The sequence below is a fragment of the Pseudomonas sp. GP01-A4 genome, from assembly GCF_058780865.1.
In genome coordinates, this window is record NZ_JBYSWF010000001.1 from 217584 (window position 1) to 234640 (window position 17057).

General features: G+C 60.7%; 16 protein-coding genes. 10 read left to right on the forward strand and 6 right to left on the reverse strand.

Features of this window, described 5'->3' with window-relative positions; all coding sequences use genetic code 11:
• The first annotated feature begins 2 nt into the window (after positions 1-2).
• From AC3WKX_RS01025 to AC3WKX_RS01050, 6 genes are all read left to right on the forward strand, one after another.
• Positions 3-1367, forward strand: coding sequence for an aspartate aminotransferase family protein (locus AC3WKX_RS01025; RefSeq protein WP_003213889.1), 1365 nt, complete (start codon positions 3-5; stop codon positions 1365-1367).
• Between the two features lie 207 nt (positions 1368-1574).
• The gene (locus AC3WKX_RS01030) at positions 1575-2669 is read left to right on the forward strand and encodes a polyamine ABC transporter substrate-binding protein (RefSeq protein ID WP_003213887.1); all 1095 of its coding nucleotides are present in this window, start codon (positions 1575-1577) and stop codon (positions 2667-2669) included.
• 165 nt (positions 2670-2834) lie between these two features.
• Positions 2835-3929, forward strand: coding sequence for a polyamine ABC transporter substrate-binding protein (locus AC3WKX_RS01035; protein ID WP_102604092.1), 1095 nt, complete (start codon positions 2835-2837; stop codon positions 3927-3929).
• 75 nt (positions 3930-4004) lie between these two features.
• Entirely contained in the window at positions 4005-5147 is a 1143-nt protein-coding gene (locus tag AC3WKX_RS01040) for an ABC transporter ATP-binding protein (RefSeq protein ID WP_003195240.1), read from the forward strand.
• A complete protein-coding gene (locus tag AC3WKX_RS01045) occupies positions 5144-6064 on the forward strand; it encodes an ABC transporter permease subunit (RefSeq protein ID WP_003213882.1) in 921 nt (306 codons plus the stop codon). The genes AC3WKX_RS01040 and AC3WKX_RS01045 overlap by 4 nt, the downstream gene beginning before the upstream one ends.
• A complete protein-coding gene (locus tag AC3WKX_RS01050; RefSeq protein WP_008438909.1) occupies positions 6061-6948 on the forward strand; it encodes an ABC transporter permease subunit in 888 nt (295 codons plus the stop codon). The genes AC3WKX_RS01045 and AC3WKX_RS01050 overlap by 4 nt, the downstream gene beginning before the upstream one ends.
• A 144-nt stretch (positions 6949-7092) precedes the next feature.
• On the opposite strand, the gene AC3WKX_RS01055 is transcribed toward AC3WKX_RS01050, so the two are convergent.
• A complete protein-coding gene (locus AC3WKX_RS01055) occupies positions 7093-7734 on the reverse strand; it encodes an HD domain-containing protein (RefSeq protein ID WP_003213877.1) in 642 nt (213 codons plus the stop codon).
• Positions 7735-8000: 266 nt separating this feature from the next.
• Here AC3WKX_RS01055 and AC3WKX_RS01060 point away from each other — a divergent pair, with 266 nt between their 5' ends.
• Positions 8001-8966, forward strand: a complete 966-nt coding sequence (locus tag AC3WKX_RS01060; RefSeq protein ID WP_003213876.1) for a GlxA family transcriptional regulator — start codon at positions 8001-8003, stop codon at positions 8964-8966.
• On the opposite strand, the gene AC3WKX_RS01065 is transcribed toward AC3WKX_RS01060, so the two are convergent.
• The gene (locus AC3WKX_RS01065) at positions 8944-9297 is read right to left on the reverse strand and encodes a carboxymuconolactone decarboxylase family protein (RefSeq protein WP_008438910.1); all 354 of its coding nucleotides are present in this window, start codon (positions 9295-9297) and stop codon (positions 8944-8946) included. The two genes, AC3WKX_RS01060 and AC3WKX_RS01065, sit on opposite strands and share 23 nt — an antisense overlap.
• Before the next feature lie 99 nt (positions 9298-9396).
• On the opposite strand from AC3WKX_RS01065, the gene AC3WKX_RS01070 reads away from it, so the two are divergent.
• A complete protein-coding gene (locus AC3WKX_RS01070) occupies positions 9397-10299 on the forward strand; it encodes an AraC family transcriptional regulator (protein WP_102604093.1) in 903 nt (300 codons plus the stop codon).
• Between the two features lie 131 nt (positions 10300-10430).
• On the opposite strand, the gene AC3WKX_RS01075 is transcribed toward AC3WKX_RS01070, so the two are convergent.
• Positions 10431-12794 carry a penicillin acylase family protein gene (locus AC3WKX_RS01075; protein WP_102604095.1) on the reverse strand — a complete coding sequence of 788 codons (2364 nt, stop codon included), beginning with the start codon at positions 12792-12794 and terminating at the stop codon, positions 10431-10433.
• A gap of 239 nt (positions 12795-13033) precedes the next feature.
• Here AC3WKX_RS01075 and AC3WKX_RS01080 point away from each other — a divergent pair, with 239 nt between their 5' ends.
• Entirely contained in the window at positions 13034-14119 is a 1086-nt protein-coding gene (locus AC3WKX_RS01080; RefSeq protein ID WP_102604096.1) for a GNAT family N-acetyltransferase, read from the forward strand.
• The gene (locus tag AC3WKX_RS01085) at positions 14116-14991 is read left to right on the forward strand and encodes a hypothetical protein (RefSeq protein ID WP_102604097.1); all 876 of its coding nucleotides are present in this window, start codon (positions 14116-14118) and stop codon (positions 14989-14991) included. Before AC3WKX_RS01080 ends, AC3WKX_RS01085 begins: the two co-directional genes overlap by 4 nt.
• On the opposite strand, the gene AC3WKX_RS01090 is transcribed toward AC3WKX_RS01085, so the two are convergent.
• From AC3WKX_RS01090 to AC3WKX_RS01100, 3 genes are read right to left on the reverse strand one after another with little or no spacing between them, the layout of a single operon-like run.
• Positions 14988-16214 (reverse strand): DegT/DnrJ/EryC1/StrS family aminotransferase, encoded by a 1227-nt coding sequence (locus tag AC3WKX_RS01090; protein WP_102604098.1) that lies wholly within the window; start codon positions 16212-16214, stop codon positions 14988-14990. The genes AC3WKX_RS01085 and AC3WKX_RS01090 overlap by 4 nt on opposite strands.
• On the reverse strand, positions 16211-16624 hold the full coding sequence (locus AC3WKX_RS01095) for a DMT family transporter (RefSeq protein ID WP_102604099.1): 414 nt from the start codon (positions 16622-16624) through the stop codon (positions 16211-16213). Before AC3WKX_RS01095 ends, AC3WKX_RS01090 begins: the two co-directional genes overlap by 4 nt.
• The gene (locus tag AC3WKX_RS01100) at positions 16624-16980 is read right to left on the reverse strand and encodes an EamA family transporter (protein ID WP_003213864.1); all 357 of its coding nucleotides are present in this window, start codon (positions 16978-16980) and stop codon (positions 16624-16626) included. Before AC3WKX_RS01100 ends, AC3WKX_RS01095 begins: the two co-directional genes overlap by 1 nt.
• Positions 16981-17057 lie beyond the last annotated feature (77 nt).

The following is a 17057-nucleotide window of genomic DNA, read 5'->3' on the forward strand; positions in this document are numbered from 1 at the left end:
GTATGTCCAGCAACAACCCGCAAACCCGTGAATGGCAAGCCTTGAGCAGCGATCACCACCTGGCGCCGTTCAGCGACTTCAAGCAATTGAAAGAGAAAGGCCCACGGATCATCACCAAAGCCCACGGCGTTTACCTGTGGGACAGCGAAGGCAACAAGATTCTCGACGGCATGGCCGGCCTGTGGTGCGTGGCGATCGGTTACGGTCGCGATGAACTGGCTGATGCGGCCGCCAAGCAGATGAAAGAACTGCCTTACTACAACCTGTTCTTCCAGACCGCCCACCCGCCGGTGCTGGAACTGGCCAAAGCCATCTCCGATATCGCCCCGCAGGGCATGAACCACGTGTTCTTCACCGGCTCCGGCTCCGAAGGCAACGACACCATGCTGCGTATGGTCCGCCACTACTGGGCGATCAAAGGCCAGCCGAACAAGAAAACCATCATCAGCCGCAAGAATGGCTACCACGGTTCAACCGTGGCCGGCGCCAGCCTCGGCGGCATGACTTATATGCATGAACAAGGCGACTTGCCGATCCCGGGCATCGTCCACATCGCCCAGCCTTACTGGTTCGGCGAAGGCGGCGACATGAGCCCGGAAGAATTCGGCGTGTGGGCGGCCAACCAGTTGGAAGAGAAGATCCTGGAACTGGGCGTGGACAACGTCGGTGCCTTTATTGCCGAGCCGATCCAGGGTGCCGGTGGGGTGATCGTGCCGCCAGACAGCTACTGGCCGCGCATCAAGGAAATCCTCGCCAAGTACGACATTCTGTTCGTGGCTGACGAAGTGATCTGTGGGTTTGGCCGCACCGGTGAGTGGTTCGGTAGCGATTTCTACGGCCTCAAGCCCGACATGATGACCATCGCCAAGGGCCTGACCTCCGGCTACATCCCGATGGGTGGCCTGATCGTGCGCGACGAAGTGGTCGCCGTGCTGAACGAAGGCGGTGATTTCAACCACGGCTTCACCTATTCCGGTCACCCGGTGGCGGCAGCGGTAGCCCTGGAAAACATCCGCATCATGCGCGATGAACAAATTGTTAAGCACGTGCACGACGAAACGGCACCCTATTTGCAAAAGCGTTTGAGGGAACTGGCTGATCACCCGCTGGTGGGTGAAGTTCGCGGTGTGGGCATGCTCGGTGCCATCGAACTGGTTCAGGACAAGGCAACGCGCAAGCGTTATGAAGGCCGTGGTGTTGGCATGATCTGCCGCACGTTCTGCTTCGAGAATGGCCTGATCATGCGCGCCGTCGGCGACACCATGATCATTTCGCCACCGTTGGTGATCAGCAAGGCCGAGATAGACGAGTTGGTGACCAAGGCGCGGCACTGCCTGGACCTGACTTTGGCGGCATTGCAGGGCTAAATGCTAGGCTCAGAACGCAGCGCCTGTCGGGCGCTGCTTCTGGGGTGTTAGAAAAGCGGGGCATTGGTTGAAAGCCGGCCCCTGAACTTGCCAGACTGTCGCCCTGTTTTGTCGCCCTTAGACGGGCTGCGAAACACGTTGTAATTAAAGAACGAACGTGGCCCAAAAAAGAAAAAATTGGAGCATGACCGAATGAAGGCATTAGGTTTGAAGAACGCTGGCAAGACCCTCCTGGCCTTGTCCCTGATGGGGGCCATGGCAGGCGCGGCGCACGCCGACGATAAAGTGCTGCACGTTTATAACTGGTCCGACTACATCGCACCGGACACCATCGCGAACTTTGAAAAAGAGTCCGGGATCAAGGTGGTCTATGACGTGTTCGACTCCAACGAAACCCTGGAAGCCAAGTTGTTGGCAGGCAAGTCCGGCTACGACATTGTCGTGCCGTCGAACAACTTCCTCGCCAAGCAGATCAAGGCCGGTGTTTACCAGGAACTGGACAAGTCCAAGCTGTCGAACTACGACAACCTGAACAAGTCCCTGCTTAAAGCCGTGTCCATCAGCGACCCGGACAACAAGCACGCCTTCCCGTACATGTGGGGCTCGATCGGCATCGGCTACAACCCGGAGAAGGTCAAGGCCGCACTGGGCATCGACAAGATCGACTCGTGGGACACCATCCTCAAGCCGGAAAACCTCGCCAAGCTCAAAGGCTGCGGTGTGAGCTTCCTCGATTCGCCAACCGAAATGCTGCCAGTGGCACTGCATTACCTGGGCCTGCCGACCGACACCCAGAAGAAGGAAGACCTCAAGCAAGCCGAGGCCCTGTTCCTCAAGCTGCGTCCTTCGATCGGCTACTTCCACTCGTCCAAGTACATTTCCGACCTGGCCAACGGCAACATCTGCGTAGCCGTGGGTTATTCGGGTGACGTGCAACAGGCCAAGTCCCGCGCGGCTGAAGCCGGTGGCAAGGTCAAGGTTGCCTATGACATTCCGAAAGAAGGTGCCGGCAGCTTCTATGACATGGTCGCCATCCCTAAAGATGCCGAGAACGTCGACGCTGCCTACAAGTTCATGAACTACCTGCTGAAGCCGGAAGTCATGGCGGGCATTACCAACAGCGTACGTTTCCCGAACGGTAACGAGAAAGCTACCGCGTTGGTCGACAAAGACATCACCAGCGACCCAGGCATTTATCCGCCAGCGGACGTGCAAGCCAAGCTGTATGCCATTGCTGACTTGCCGGCTGCTACTCAGCGGGAAATGACCCGCAGCTGGACCAAAATCAAATCGGGCAAGTAAAGCCGCGTTGATACCTGTTTTGCTAACTGCCGCGATGCGCGCGGCGGTTAGCGAAACAATTAAATGACAGAAAGTTTTGCCGGATCGGTTTATCGAGGGTAAGTTGCGCGCCGGTTTTGTTGCCGGGCAACAACTTCGGGCCCAACTATTTAAGAGGACCTCCACTTGCCAATTTCTTTATTTCGCAAAGCCTTGCTGGTGGGTGCAGGTATCACGCTGGCTGTCAGCGTGCAGGCCGCGCCGACTGTGCATATTTATAACTGGTCGGACTACATCGGCCCGGACACCCTGGCCAACTTTGAAAAGGCCACCGGCATCAAGCCGGTATACGACGTGTTTGATTCCAACGAAACCCTGGAAGGCAAGTTGCTCGCCGGGCGTACCGGGTATGACGTGGTCGTGCCGTCGAACCACTTCCTCGGCAAGCAGATCAAGGCCGGCGCGTTCCAGAAGCTCGACAAGTCGCAACTGACCCACTACGCCAACCTCGACCCGGCGCTGCTCACGCGCCTGGAAAAGAACGACCCGGGCAACCAGTACGCCGTGCCGTATCTGTGGGGCACCAACGGCATTGGCTACAACGTCGACAAGGTCAAGGAAGTGCTGGGCGTCGACAAGATCGACTCCTGGGCCGTGCTGTTCGAGCCGGAAAACATGAAGAAGCTGGCCACGTGCGGTGTGTCGTTCATGGACTCGGCGGATGAAATGCTGCCGGCGGTGCTCAACTACATGGGCCTCAACCCCAACAGCACCAACCCTGAAGACTACAAGAAGGCTGAAGAGAAACTCCTGAAAGTGCGTCCCTACGTGACCTACTTCCATTCTTCCAAATACATCTCGGACCTGGCCAACGGCAACATCTGCGTGGCGGCCGGCTTCTCCGGTGATGTGTTCCAGGCCAAGGCTCGTGCAGCCGAGGCGGGCAAGGGCGTGAACATCGCCTACGTGATTCCGAAAGAAGGCGGCAACCTGTGGTTCGACGTGCTGGCCATCCCCAAGGATGCCACCAACGTCAAAGAGGCCCTCGCCTTCATCAACTATTTGCTGAAACCTGAAGTGATCGCTCAGGTCAGTGATTACGTCGGTTACGCCAACCCTAACCCAGGGGCGGACAAACTGATGGAGCAATCGATACGCACCGACGAAGCGGTTTACCCACCGCAGGCGGTTCTCGACCGGACTTTTGTCAACTTCGAGCTACCCCCGAAAGTGCAACGTTTGATGACCCGTAGCTGGACCAAGGTCAAGACGGGCAAGTAAGGCTTAACGCTCAAACTATCCAAGGCTGGCCCGTATTGGGCGAGCTGCACTCTTTTTATTCTGGGAGTTTCGTAAATGGCAGTTGCCTCCGGCGCCTATAAGAAAGCCCTCGAGGGCGACCAGACACCGAAAAAGGTGCTGGTCAAAATCGACCGGGTCACGAAGAAGTTCGACGAGACGATTGCGGTGGACGATGTGTCCCTGGAAATCAAGAAAGGCGAAATCTTCGCCTTGCTCGGCGGATCGGGTTCGGGCAAATCCACCTTGCTGCGCATGCTCGCAGGCTTCGAGCGCCCAACGGAAGGACGCATTTACCTCGACGGTGTGGACATCACCGACATGCCGCCGTACGAGCGGCCGATCAACATGATGTTCCAGTCCTACGCCTTGTTCCCCCACATGACCGTGGCCCAGAACATCGCGTTTGGCCTGCAGCAGGACAAGATCCCCAAGGCCGAGGTCGACGCCCGTGTGGCCGAGATGCTCAAGCTGGTGCAGATGAGCCAGTACGCCAAGCGCAAGCCGCACCAGCTGTCTGGCGGCCAGCGTCAGCGGGTGGCGCTGGCGCGTTCCCTGGCCAAGCGTCCGAAACTGCTGCTGCTCGATGAGCCGATGGGCGCACTCGACAAGAAGCTGCGTTCGCAGATGCAACTGGAGCTGGTGGAGATCATCGAGCGCGTGGGCGTGACCTGCGTGATGGTGACCCACGACCAGGAAGAAGCCATGACCATGGCCGAGCGCATCGCGATCATGCACCTGGGCTGGATCGCCCAGATCGGCAGCCCGATCGACATCTATGAAACGCCGACCAGCCGCCTGGTGTGCGAGTTCATCGGCAACGTCAACATCTTCGACACCCAGGTGGTGGACGACGCCGAAGGCCACGCGGTACTCAAGTGCCCGGACCTGGACCGCGATATCTACGTCGGCTACGGCATCGCCACTTCGGTGGAAGACAAGTCGGTGACCTACGCCATCCGCCCTGAAAAGCTGCTGGTGACCACCGAAATGCCGACCTGCGAGCACAACTGGTCCAGCGGCAAGGTGCACGACATCGCCTACCTCGGCGGCCATTCGGTGTTCTACGTCGAATTGCCGAGCGGCAAGCTGGTGCAATCCTTCGTGGCCAACGCCGAACGCCGTGGCCAGCGCCCTACCTGGGGCGACCAGGTGTACGTGTGGTGGGAAGACGACAGCGGCGTGGTACTTCGCTCATGAACATGAAGAAGTTCAAACGCCAGCTGCAACGAATAACCCCCGGTGGCCGGCATGTGGTCATCGGGATCCCTTTCCTCTGGTTGTTCCTGTTCTTCATGCTGCCGTTCTTCATCGTCTTGAAGATCAGCTTTGCCGAAGCCGACGTAGCGATCCCGCCTTACACCGAGATCTACACCTTCGTTGAACAGAAACTGCAGTTGGTGCTGAACCTGGCCAACTACGGGATGCTGGGCGATGACGAGTTGTACATCGCGGCGTACCTGGGCTCGCTGAAGATGGCGTTTTTCAGCACCATCCTCTGCCTGCTGATCGGCTACCCGATGGCCTACGCCATTGCCAGCGCACGCAAGGAAATCCAGACCGTGCTGGTGCTGCTGATCATGATGCCGACCTGGACTGCGATCCTGATCCGGGTCTACGCGTGGATGGGCATCCTCAGCAACAACGGTTTGCTCAACGGCTTCCTGATGTCCATCGGGTTGATCAACGAACCGCTGCAGATCCTCAACACCAACATCGCGGTGTATATCGGCGTGGTCTATTCGTACCTGCCGTTCATGATCCTGCCGCTGTACGCCAACCTGGTGAAGCACGACCAGAGCCTGCTGGAAGCCGCGTCGGACCTGGGTTCGAGCACCTTCAACAGCTTCTGGAAAATCACCGTGCCGCTGTCCAAGAACGGCATCATCGCCGGCTGCATGCTGGTGTTTATCCCGGTGGTGGGCGAGTTCGTGATCCCGGAACTGCTGGGCGGTCCGGAAACCCTGATGATCGGTAAAGTGTTGTGGCAAGAATTCTTCAACAACCGTGACTGGCCGGTGGCGTCTGCCCTGGCGGTGGTGATGCTGGCGATCCTGATCGTGCCGATCATCCTGTTCAACCGCAGCCAAGCCAAAGAGATGGAGGGCAAGATATGAAGCGCGTCAGTTTCTCAAGCTTCATGCTGGTGGCGGGGTTGCTGTTCATCTACCTGCCGATGCTGATCCTGGTGATCTACTCGTTCAACGAATCCAAACTGGTGACGGTGTGGGGCGGTTGGTCGATCAAGTGGTACGTCGGCCTGTTGGACAACACCCAGTTGATGGGCTCGGTCGGTCGTTCCCTGGAAATCGCCTGCTACACCGCGATTGCGGCGGTGGCACTCGGTACATTGGCGGCGTTCGTGCTGACGCGCATCAGCCAGTTCAAGGGCCGCACGCTGTTCGGCGGCCTGGTGACGGCGCCGCTGGTGATGCCGGAAGTGATCACCGGCCTGTCGCTGTTGCTGCTGTTCGTGGCCATGGCGCAGATGATCGGCTGGCCGCAGGAACGTGGCCTGGTGACCATCTGGATCGCCCACACCACGTTCTGTTCGGCGTATGTGGCGGTGGTGGTGTCGGCGCGCTTGCGTGAGCTGGACCTGTCGATTGAAGAGGCAGCCATGGACCTGGGTGCGCGGCCGTGGAAGGTGTTCTTCCTGATCACCATCCCGATGATCGCGCCGTCGCTGGCGGCGGGCGGCATGATGTCGTTCGCGCTGTCGCTGGATGACCTGGTGTTGGCCAGCTTCGTGTCGGGGCCGGGTTCGACCACGTTGCCGATGGAAGTATTCTCGGCGGTTCGCCTGGGGGTTAAACCCGAGATCAACGCCGTGGCCAGCCTGATTCTGTTGGCGGTGTCGATCGTGACCTTCCTGGTGTGGTTCTTCAGCCGTCGTGCGGAAGAGCACCGCAAGAAAGCGATCCAGCAGGCGATTGAAGAAGCGGCTGCGGATGGTTGGGAGAAGCCGGCGGATTCGCGTCGGGCTCCAGCACCGGTCTAATCAGGTAGCCCTGAAGAAACCGGATCAAAAATGTGGGAGCGGGCTTGCTCGCGAAAGCGCAGTGTCAGTCACCGGATGTATTGACTGATCCACTGCCTTCGCGAGCAAGCCCGCTCCCACATTTTGATTGCATTCCAATTCGGGTTAAGCAGTCCAAGGCGACTTGCGAATCACCTCGACGAAGTTCATCGGCTTGAACCCCGGCTCCTGATCCACCAGCACATCGGTCTTCACGTTGCCAAACGTAGTCTGCGGACGATGGCGCAGGCCGTCGGCAAACGCGCAGATGATGCACTCCTTGAACCCTTCACCCCGTGGATGCGCATGCACCACCGCTTCGCGCTGCACGCTGGTAAACGCCGCGTACTCCATTCCCAGCACATCCATTTCCACGCCCGCCGTCACCAACGCCACGGTTGGACGCAAGTGCTTGGGCACCCCCGGTGTGGTGTGCAGGGCGATGGACAACCACACCTGTTCGATGTCGTCATCGCTCAACCCGTAAGGCTTGAGAAAGTCCGCCGCCGCGTTGGCGCCGTCCACTTCAAAGCGTTCGTCGTCACTGCGGTGACCTTCCACCAGGCCCAGGTCGTGGAACATCGCGCCGACGTACAGCAACTCCGGGTTATAGGCCAACTGCTGGCGCTCGCCGCTCAATGCGCCGAACAGGAACACCCGGCGGGAGTGGTGGTAGAGCAGGTCGGATTCGATGTCGCGGATGTATTCGGTGGTGGCCTTGGCCAGGGCGCTGTCCGGGATCTTGATGCCGGCGATGGTGGTGCTCATGGTCGTTCTCCTCAAGAAAGCGCCGGGGTTGGCGCCGATGAGTCCAGTCTGGTCGCGCGCCCGCGAAGGGGCCATCGCGGCGAGGATGCGATCCCGGCCAATGTGCCGCGATATCGCGCCAAGGCTATGCGCGATCAAATGTAGGAGCTGGCTTGCCTGCGATAGCATCACCTCGGTATACCTGCTACACCGAGGTGTCTGCATCGCCGGCAAGCCAGCTCCTACAAGGGTTGTGTTTATTCAGTTAGAAAAAGGTGTTTCTGCTCATGGGCAAAACCGTCGCCATCCTGATCTTCCCCGGCGTCCAGTCACTGGACGTGACCGGGCCCCTGGATGTGTTCTGCGAGGCCAACCGTTTTCTGCCGCCCGAGGCGCATTACCAGCTGGAGGTGATTGGCCTGGGGCACGGCAACATGGCCTGTTCCAACGGCTTGTCCTTGCAGGCACACCGGCATTTCAGCGAGGCCCTTGAGCCTTACGACTTGCTGTTGATGGCCGGCGGGCCGCAGCTGCCCTTCGAGGATTTCGGCCCGGTGTTCAATCAATGGCTGCGTGACGCCAGTGCGCGAGCCCGGCGCTTCGGCTCCATCTGCAACGGTGCCTTCATGCTCGCCCGCGCCGGGTTGCTGGACGGGCGCACCGTCACCACCCACTGGGGCGACGCTGCCGATCTGGCCGCCTTATGCCCATCGGCCCAGGTCGAAGCCGACCGCCTCTATGTGCAGGACGGCAACCTCTACACCTCGGCCGGGGTGACGGCGGGCATAGACCTGTCGCTGTACCTGCTGGCCCAGGACCACGGCCCGGAAGTCGCCCTCAGCGTGGCCAAGCGCCTGGTGGTGTTCACCCAGCGTTCCGGCGGGCAGTCGCAGTTCAGCCCGTTCCTGACACCCCACGCGCAAGCCACCTCGGCGGTGGCGCTGGTGCAGCTGTATGTATTGGCCAACCTGACGGGCGACCTGACCATCGCCGACCTGGCCAAAGCCGCCAACATGAGCGCGCGCAACTTCTCGCGGGTATTTGCCCGGGAAGCGCAGATCACTCCGGCGGAGTTCGTCGAGCGGGCGCGGGTGGATGCGGCGCGGGTGATGCTCGAAAGCACCCACGCACCGCTCAAGACCGTGGCGTATCAATGCGGCTTTCGCGATGCCCAGCACATGCGCAGTGTGTTCAATCGCCGGCTGGGCGTGACGCCGCAACAATTCCGGCTTAATTTTGCGGCGCCGGTTTGAGCGTGTCATAGGCTTCCAGGGCGCGCAGCGAGTAGATATACGCCGCGCCGGCATTCAGCGAGATCGCGGTGGCCAGGGTCGCGGCCACTTCTTCGCGGGTGGCGCCGGCCTTGATCGCCGCGTCGGCATGCACGCCGATGCAGCCGTCACAGCGGGTGGTGATGGCCACGGCGATGGAAATCAGCTCGCGGGTCTTGGCATCGAGGACGTCATTTTCCTCGGCTGCTTCCCCCAGCGCCATGTAGGCTTTGACCATCTTCGGGTTGCTCTTGCCCAGCGCGCCAAAGGCTTTCTTCACGGTAGGCAGCAAGTCGGACCAGTTATTGAACATCGTGTTAACTCCTGAACGGGTTGGGTGTGAAGCCAGTGTGCGCGGTTCAGGTTTGGCGCTTTTGTTCGATCCACTCACCTTTTTGACCGATGCTCGCAAATGAACTCCATCGACACCCTCATCGCGTTGGCCAACCTGCGGGGCAGCCTGGACTTGCGTTGCCAGTTCCAGGGCGCCTGGGCCATGGACCACGAGCCCGAGCCGGTGGGCGTGGCGCCGTATCACATTGTGCTGGCGGGCACGTGCCGCGCCGAATTGTCCGGCGGGCAGCAGGTGACGCTGGAGGAGGGCGACATCCTGTTGATGCCCGGTGGCGCGACGCACCTGGTGCGCAGCCAGGGCGCGCGGGTAAAGCCGGTGGCGCAGACCGTGATCGAAGGCGGCTTGCTGCCGATCCATCGCCTGGGCGGTGAGCAGCCGGACGTGGACATGCTCTGCGGCAGCTTTCGCTACAACCGCCAGTCGTTGCTGTTCAGTGCGTTGCCGGACTACCTGGTGGTGTCCAGCCGGCAATGGCAGGCCGATGGGCAGCTGGCGGCATTGATCGCACTGCTGCGCAGCGAGGCGGACGGGCAGCGGCTGGGGGCGCGGTTTTTCATTGATGCGCTGTCGTCGGCGTTGTTCACCCTGATCCTGCGGGCATGGCTGACGCAGCAAGCGCCGGTGGCGGGCACCTTTGCCTTGTTGACCGACAAACGCCTGGGCAAGGCCTGGCAGGCGATGCTGGCGGATCCTGGGCATGAGTGGACCATCGACAGCCTGGCCAGCGCCGCGTCGATGTCCCGGGCGACCTTCATGCGTGGGTTTGTCAAAGTGGCGGGCGTGTCGCCGTGGGTGTTGCTGACGCAGTTGCGCATGGAGCTGGCGTTCAACCTGCTGCATCAGTCGCGGCTGAGCCTGACGGATATTGCCGCTCGGGCGGGGTATCAATCCCAGGCGGCGTTCAGCAAGAAATTCAAGGAAACCTACGGTGAGGCGCCGGGGCGGCTGCGTACCCGCTAGAAGCAACAACGCAAATCAAAATGTGGGAGCGGGCTTGCTCGCGAATGCGGAGTGTCAGTCACCAGATGTATTGACTGATCCACCGCATTCGCGAGCAAGCCCGCTCCCACATTGGTTTTTTGTTTCTTCAGTTATTGCGGTGTCCGGGCCGGCAACAGCTTGAGCGTACTACGAGTATTCGCCGTCACTTCCTCATCATTAAAATGCGCCTGCTCATACCCGCCTTCGATGTACGTCTCCGCCTGATCGGAATAGTGCTTGTCGAACGGCACACCACTCTGCCCGACCGGGTTGATGGTCAGCCCATGTGCGGCATCGGCGAAATCAATCAGGCGTCGGGTCGACGGCCCGTACGTCACCGGCCACGGCGCCGGGCCGATCTGTGCGGATTGGTTGTTGGGCACTTCATGGGTGCCGGGAGCGGCAAACGGGCCTACGTTGACGATCTTGTCCAACGGCTTCTGCGAGCCCAGTGGATGGCCGTGGGTCAGGGTGTGGGCCTTGCCCCATTGCCACTGCGATGGATCCTCACCAAAGGTCGCCTTGAGGTGTTGCAGGCTGTTGTCCCAGGCAAGCTTGACGGTCTCGGCGCGGTGGCCATCCCACCACGGCGAATCCGCTGAAGCGGCCAGGCGCGGCAAGGCTGCGTCCACTACCCGAGTGGTGAGCAAGGTCTTGAACATCCCATCGCCCAGTTTCGGGTGGAACGCCGCGTCAGTGAGGTTGAACAGGAACTGGTTGAACAGCGTGGCACTGGTGGAGTCCAGCGGGTAATCGCCTTTCCAGGCTGCCAGTTGCTCCACCAGCTTCAACTGCGCCGGGTCCTTGACCACGTCACGCAGCACCGGCAGCAGCGGTGCCAGCAGCCGTGGGCCGTAGGCGGTGGTGGTGCCGAGCTGCAAGGCCTGGCTGTTGTCCACGTCCCATTTCACGCTGTTGTCGCTCAGTTGCGCGTTCAACTGCTGGCCACGGTCTGCCAGGTTGTAATACCCGGGGATCGGCATGCCGGTGGGTGACGCGGGCTGGGCATTGGCGGACACCACATAACCGCGGGCCGGGTTTTCTTCCTGGGGGTTGGCGCTGAATGGGTAGAAACCGAGCTTGTCCGCCTGGGCGGTACTGCCGTCGAGGATAAAGCCCGGGTTGACCCCGGCCGGGCGGATCGGCAATTGCGCCGCCGCCCACCAGCCGATATCGCCCTTGGCATTGGCCCATACGATGTTCAAGCCAGGCGCCTGGACCTTGGCCGCCGCCGCACGCGCTTTGGCGAGGGTATCGGCACGGTTGAGCTGATAGAAACCGTCGAGGATCGGATTTTCGGTATCCAGGAATGCCCACCACATGGCAATCGGCGTCTTGCCGGCGTTTTCGCCGAGCACGTCATTGATGATCGGGCCGTGGGGCGAGGTGCGCAGGGTCATGGTCACCGGGTCCTGGCCCTTGACCGCGATCTGTTGCTCGCTGCTGGTCATATCCACCCACTTGTCGTGGTACCAGACCTGGTTGGGGTTGTCCGGGTTGACCTTCTCGGCGATCAGGTCGAGGTCATCGTTCTGGAACATGGTCAGGCTCCAGCCGAAATCCTTGTTGTGGCCCAGGAACGCCACCGGCACCAGCGCGTTGTGATAACCGTAAAGCTCGAAGCCCGGCGCTGACAGCTGCGCCTCGTACCACACCGATGGCACCGAGAAGCGGATATGCGGGTCACCCGCCAGCAACGGCTTGCCGCTCTTGGTGCGGCTGCCGCTGATGGCCCAGGCGTTGCTGCCTTCGAACTGCGGCAGGCCGTTGTCGGCCATGGCCTGTTCGCTCAACTGGGCGATGGCGCCGAGGTCTTTCCAGTCACCGGCTGCCAGGTTCAGTGCGCCCTTGGGTTGCCAATCGAGGTCGAAGACCTTCAGGTAATCGTTGCCCAGTTGATCGCGGACGTAGGTCAGCAACGGTTCGGTACGAAAGGCGGCGGCAAAGCTGTAGGCCAGGTAGCCGGCGACGCTGATGGTGTCTTCGGCGGTAAACGGACGCTTGGGGATGCCCAGTACGTCGAACTCCATGGGTTTGGCGTGGCTGTCCTGATACTGGTTGACCCCGTCCAGGTAGGCTTGCAGGGCCTTCCAGGACGCAGACTCATGGTCCATGTGTTCGACGTAGCTCAAGGCGCGCTCGCGAATGCGCAGGCTGCGGAACAGTTTGTCGGTTTCCAGCAATTTGGGCCCCAGCACCTCGGCCAGCTCGCCACGGGACAGGCGCCGCATGATCTCCATCTGGAACAACCGGTCCTGGGCATGCACGTAGCCGAGGGCGCGGTACAGGTCGGTCTCATTCTCGGCGCGGATATGCGGCACGCCTCGGTCGTCGTAGCGCACGGTGACCGAGCCTTGCAGGTGGGCCAGCTCCACCGTGCCCTGGCGAGTCGGCTGCTTGCTGTACACGTACCAGCCGGCGCCAACCATAAGGGCTGCGAGCAGGATGGCCAGCGCGGTCAGGATGCGTTTCATGGGTTGTCCCTTATTAGTCGGTCACCGTGAAGATTCGGGCAGTTTAGTGGGTTTGGCGAGCGCTGCGGAAAATGCTCTCGGGTTCGTGCTCCCTGAACCTGAGCTGCATGAAGTGGGGGTTCTGAAGTGGGCCGCGGGTGGGCGGAGTATTATGTTTACTCTGTTACATGAAACCAGCGGCGCGATGATTCACCCCGTCATCCGGGCGCGCCTTTGCTATCACTTTCGGAATGCAATTTATGACAGATCCCAGCCGTGCACAGGTGCCTTATGCCTGCTGCATGGAAACGCCATCGCTGATCAGCAATTTTTTGCGATACCCGCCGGTGGGTTTCACTGCCCAGCTGTCAGTACAGGGACTGCCGTACTTTTTCACCCGGTTCGACCTGCAGACCACCGCCGACGATGAGCTGCGTAGCCGCCTGCGCAGTTGGCCGGGGTACCGTTTGTGGCAGTCATGGCTGCATATCGACACCTGTTTTATCGGCACCACGGTCAGCGAATATTCCCCGTTCCCGCTGAACGTACCGCCACAGGACATGGCGCAATGGCTGCAACAGGAGTGTGCACCGCAACGCAAGCTCACCATCGTCAAGGATGTGCCGCTGGATTCTCCGCTGCTCAGCGTTGAGGACAATCGCTACGCACACGCGTTGATCGAGGCCTGCACCCAGCGCGGATTCATCAATGTAGAGGGCCAGGCGCTGGCCTATGTACCGATCGACTTCAGCTCGACGGATGAGTATCTGTCGCGGTTGTCCCACAGCCGTCGCCGCAATATCCGCCGCAAGCTGCGCAGCCGTGATGAGCTGCGCATCGAGATCCTGGACACCGGCGATGCCCGCTTCAGCGATGAGCAATGGCAGCAGGAACTGTATCGGCTGTACAAGGCGGTGTACGCACAGAGCGAAATCCACTTCGACTTGCTCACGCCCGAATTCTTCATCCAGTTGCTCACAGATGCCGACAGCGGCGGGCATGTGTTCTGCTACTGGGACGAAGACGAACTGGTTGGCTATAACCTGTGCTACCAGCAAGACGGCAAGTTGCTCGACAAGTACATCGGCCTGAACTACCCGCTGGCGCTGGAGCACAACCTGTACTTCGTCAGCTGGTTTGTGAACCTGGAGTTCGCCCTGGAAAAGGGCCTGCAGTTTTATGTCGCGGGGTGGACCGACCCACAGGTCAAGTCCAGCCTCGGCGCCAAGTTCACGTTTACCCGCCATCTGGTGTGGGTGAGGAACCCGCTGCTGCGCAAAGTGATGAACCGTTTCCGGCACCATTTTGAAAGCGATACCCAGTGGCAGCAGGAGCAAACCGCATGAGCCAGGCCCGTCCCGCATTGATCCTCGATTTTGACGGGGCCGTGAATAACATTCCCGGCGCCCTTACCCTGCCGTTGCAAGCCTGGCAGGAGAAAATCCGTTTCGGCTGCCGCTGGGCGCAGTTCAAGGAGCTGGAGAGCTCCCTGCACGCGCAGATGCCCAGCGACTACGGCTGTGTGTTTACCGGCAGCGGTGATTATCACCACCTCAGCCAGCTGTTGTTGAACCGTCTTCCCACCCAGCAAAAGATCCAGTTGATCATTTGCGATAACCACCCGGACAACATGCGTTATCCGTTTGGTATCCATTGTGGGTCCTGGGTCTACTGGGCCAGCCGCCTGCCGCAGGTCGAGCACGTTCACGTGCTGGGCATTGGCTCGCCGGACATTTCCCTCAAGCACGCCTGGGAGAATCACTGGTCGCCGCTGGTGAAACGCAAGCTGACCTACTGGAACACCAACGTCGATACCCGTTGGTTGAACTGGATCGGCGCAGGCCGCAGCAATCGTGCATTCACCAGCGCGGACGAGTTGATGAGCGCGTTCCTGGCGCAGCTCGACCCTTCGCTGCCGGTGTATCTCTCCATCGACAAAGACGTGCTGAGCCCGCAGGTGGTGAATACCAATTGGGACCAGGGCGAGTTTCTGGAGAGGCATTTGAATGCGCTGATCGACGCCTGCCACGGCAGCATTATTGGCGCGGACATTACCGGCGACGTGTCCGCCTACCACTACCAGAGCAAGTTCAAGCGCTGGCTGAGTGCGTCGGATGGCCAGGAAGAGCTGCCGGAGAACCAGGTGGTGATCTGGCAACAGCAGCAGAATGAGCTGAATGCGCGCTTGTTGACCCGTATCGATCAAAGCTGGGCCTAGCGTTTAAGAATCCGCCGCAGATGATCCAGCACGTGCTCGAACAGCTCGTCCGTCAGCCAGTGGCTATTGCTGATCGACAGTGTCTGGGCGGCGAAGCTTTGCGCGCGGGGGACATCGGCGCCTTGCTGTAACAGCGGGGTGAGTGCCGGGTAGCCCGGCAATACGTGGATGAACAGGCGGGTCACGCCCAGGCCTGCCGTCCACAGCTGCGCCATCGCGGTATCGCGGGTTTGTGCGCTGGGCATCACCACCATCAGGAACGGCCAGGTGCCTTGCTGGCCCGGGCTGTCGGTCAACACCGACACGCCGGGCAAGCTGCTCAGCTGCGCCACGCGACGCAAGGCCCGCAGGCGGCCTTGCTGCAAATGCTCGGGCAAGCGTGCCAGGGCTGCGGCGCCGACCTTCTGGCGATAGCCGCCCAACCGGTGCAACGGAATATCGTTGACGGAAAAATCATCGCCCACCGCCGCCACTTCATCGCCCCGCGCCAGCGCCGCCCGCAGCGGTTTGCCGTACACGTACTTCAGCCCGCGGGGCTGATACGCCGCGGCATAGCCCCACAGCTCGGCGCTGCGTTGCACTTCCCAGCGCAGGCTGAAGGGCAAGTCCTGCCGGCATTGCTGGTGCAACGCCTGATGCAGCACCGGATCCCGGCTGAATAACACACCGCCTTCAGCCGTCGTCAGGCCTTTGCCCAGCGCCATGCTGAAAAAGCCGATGTCGCCTTTCAGTCCGACGCTTTTTCCATCATCCAGTGCGCCCATGGCTTGGGCGGCGTCTTCGATCACCGCAATGCCGAGTGGCTCGGCAATGCGCTTGGCAGCCTCCACATCCGCCACACGCCCGGCCAGGTGAGTGACGACGATCGCCAAGGTGTTTTGGTTGCACAGCTGCGCCAGCTGGTGTTCGTCCAGGTCGATGCTGCCGGGCTGCAGATCGCACGCTACCACGCGCAAAGGCGGGCAGTGATGGGCCGCCAGGGCCACCAGCGGGCAGGTATAGGCCGGCACGATAAGCTCGGTGCGCCCCGGCGTGCGCTGCTGCAACACCCGCAGCGCCATGATCAGCGCGGCGGTGCCGGAGCAGGGCAGGGCCGGCAGCGGGATGTCGAGCTGTCGGGCCAGGTCGCGGGCCAGGTCGCCCGAGCGGTTGAACAAGTCCTGCCAGCGCAGGGGAAGCCCCGCCGTTGGCGGAATCTCCCGCTGGCTGACAACGGGCGTCATGACGCCAGCGTCTGCGAGGGTTCGGCCTCGACGGTCTTGCATTCTTTGTCTTCGCTGCGCGCCAGGCACAGGATGCCCGCAATGATCAGCGCGCCGCCGACGACCTTGGGCAGGGTCAAGGTGTCATTGAATAGCCACACGGAGATCAGCGTCACGCTGATCAGCTCCAGGTGGGAGGCCGCAAACGCCGGGCCCACCGGGGCGTATTTCAACAGCGTCATCCAGGTGAAAAACGCGCCGATGTAGCCCACGAATGCGCCGTAGATCCATGGCGCACCGAACACGCGGATCAACCAGGCGGCGTCCATCGTCAGCGGTTCGGCATGAATCGAGGCGAACTTGAAACTGACCTGCGCCAAGGTATCGAAAATGATCAGCGACAGAAAACCGAGGATATAAAACCGTTTCATTACTCGAACCCCACGACGGTCACGCCACAGGCGATCAGCATGATGCCGATCAACCGCCATTTGCTCAGGCTTTCCTTGAACAGGAAACGCCCGGCAATCATGATCACGACAATATTGATGGAGCCCAGCATCACCCCGACCGACAACGGCACCAGTGTCAGGAAGGCCAGCCACAGCACGAATTCGAACACATAGCAGATGATGCCCAGCCAGATCCACGGACGCTTGAGCATATGGCGCCAGTGGGCCATGCCGTCATGCTCGGCGCTGGCTGAGGCTGCGGCTTTGAACGCCAACTGGCCGGACGTATCAACGATGACGTTGAGTATCCAGAGGATGATGGTTAATTGGCTCATGTGTTCCCGTGTCGTCTGCTTGTACGGCTAGTTGCTTACGATACAGGAGCGTGCCGATACAGTTGTTCGAGTTTGTC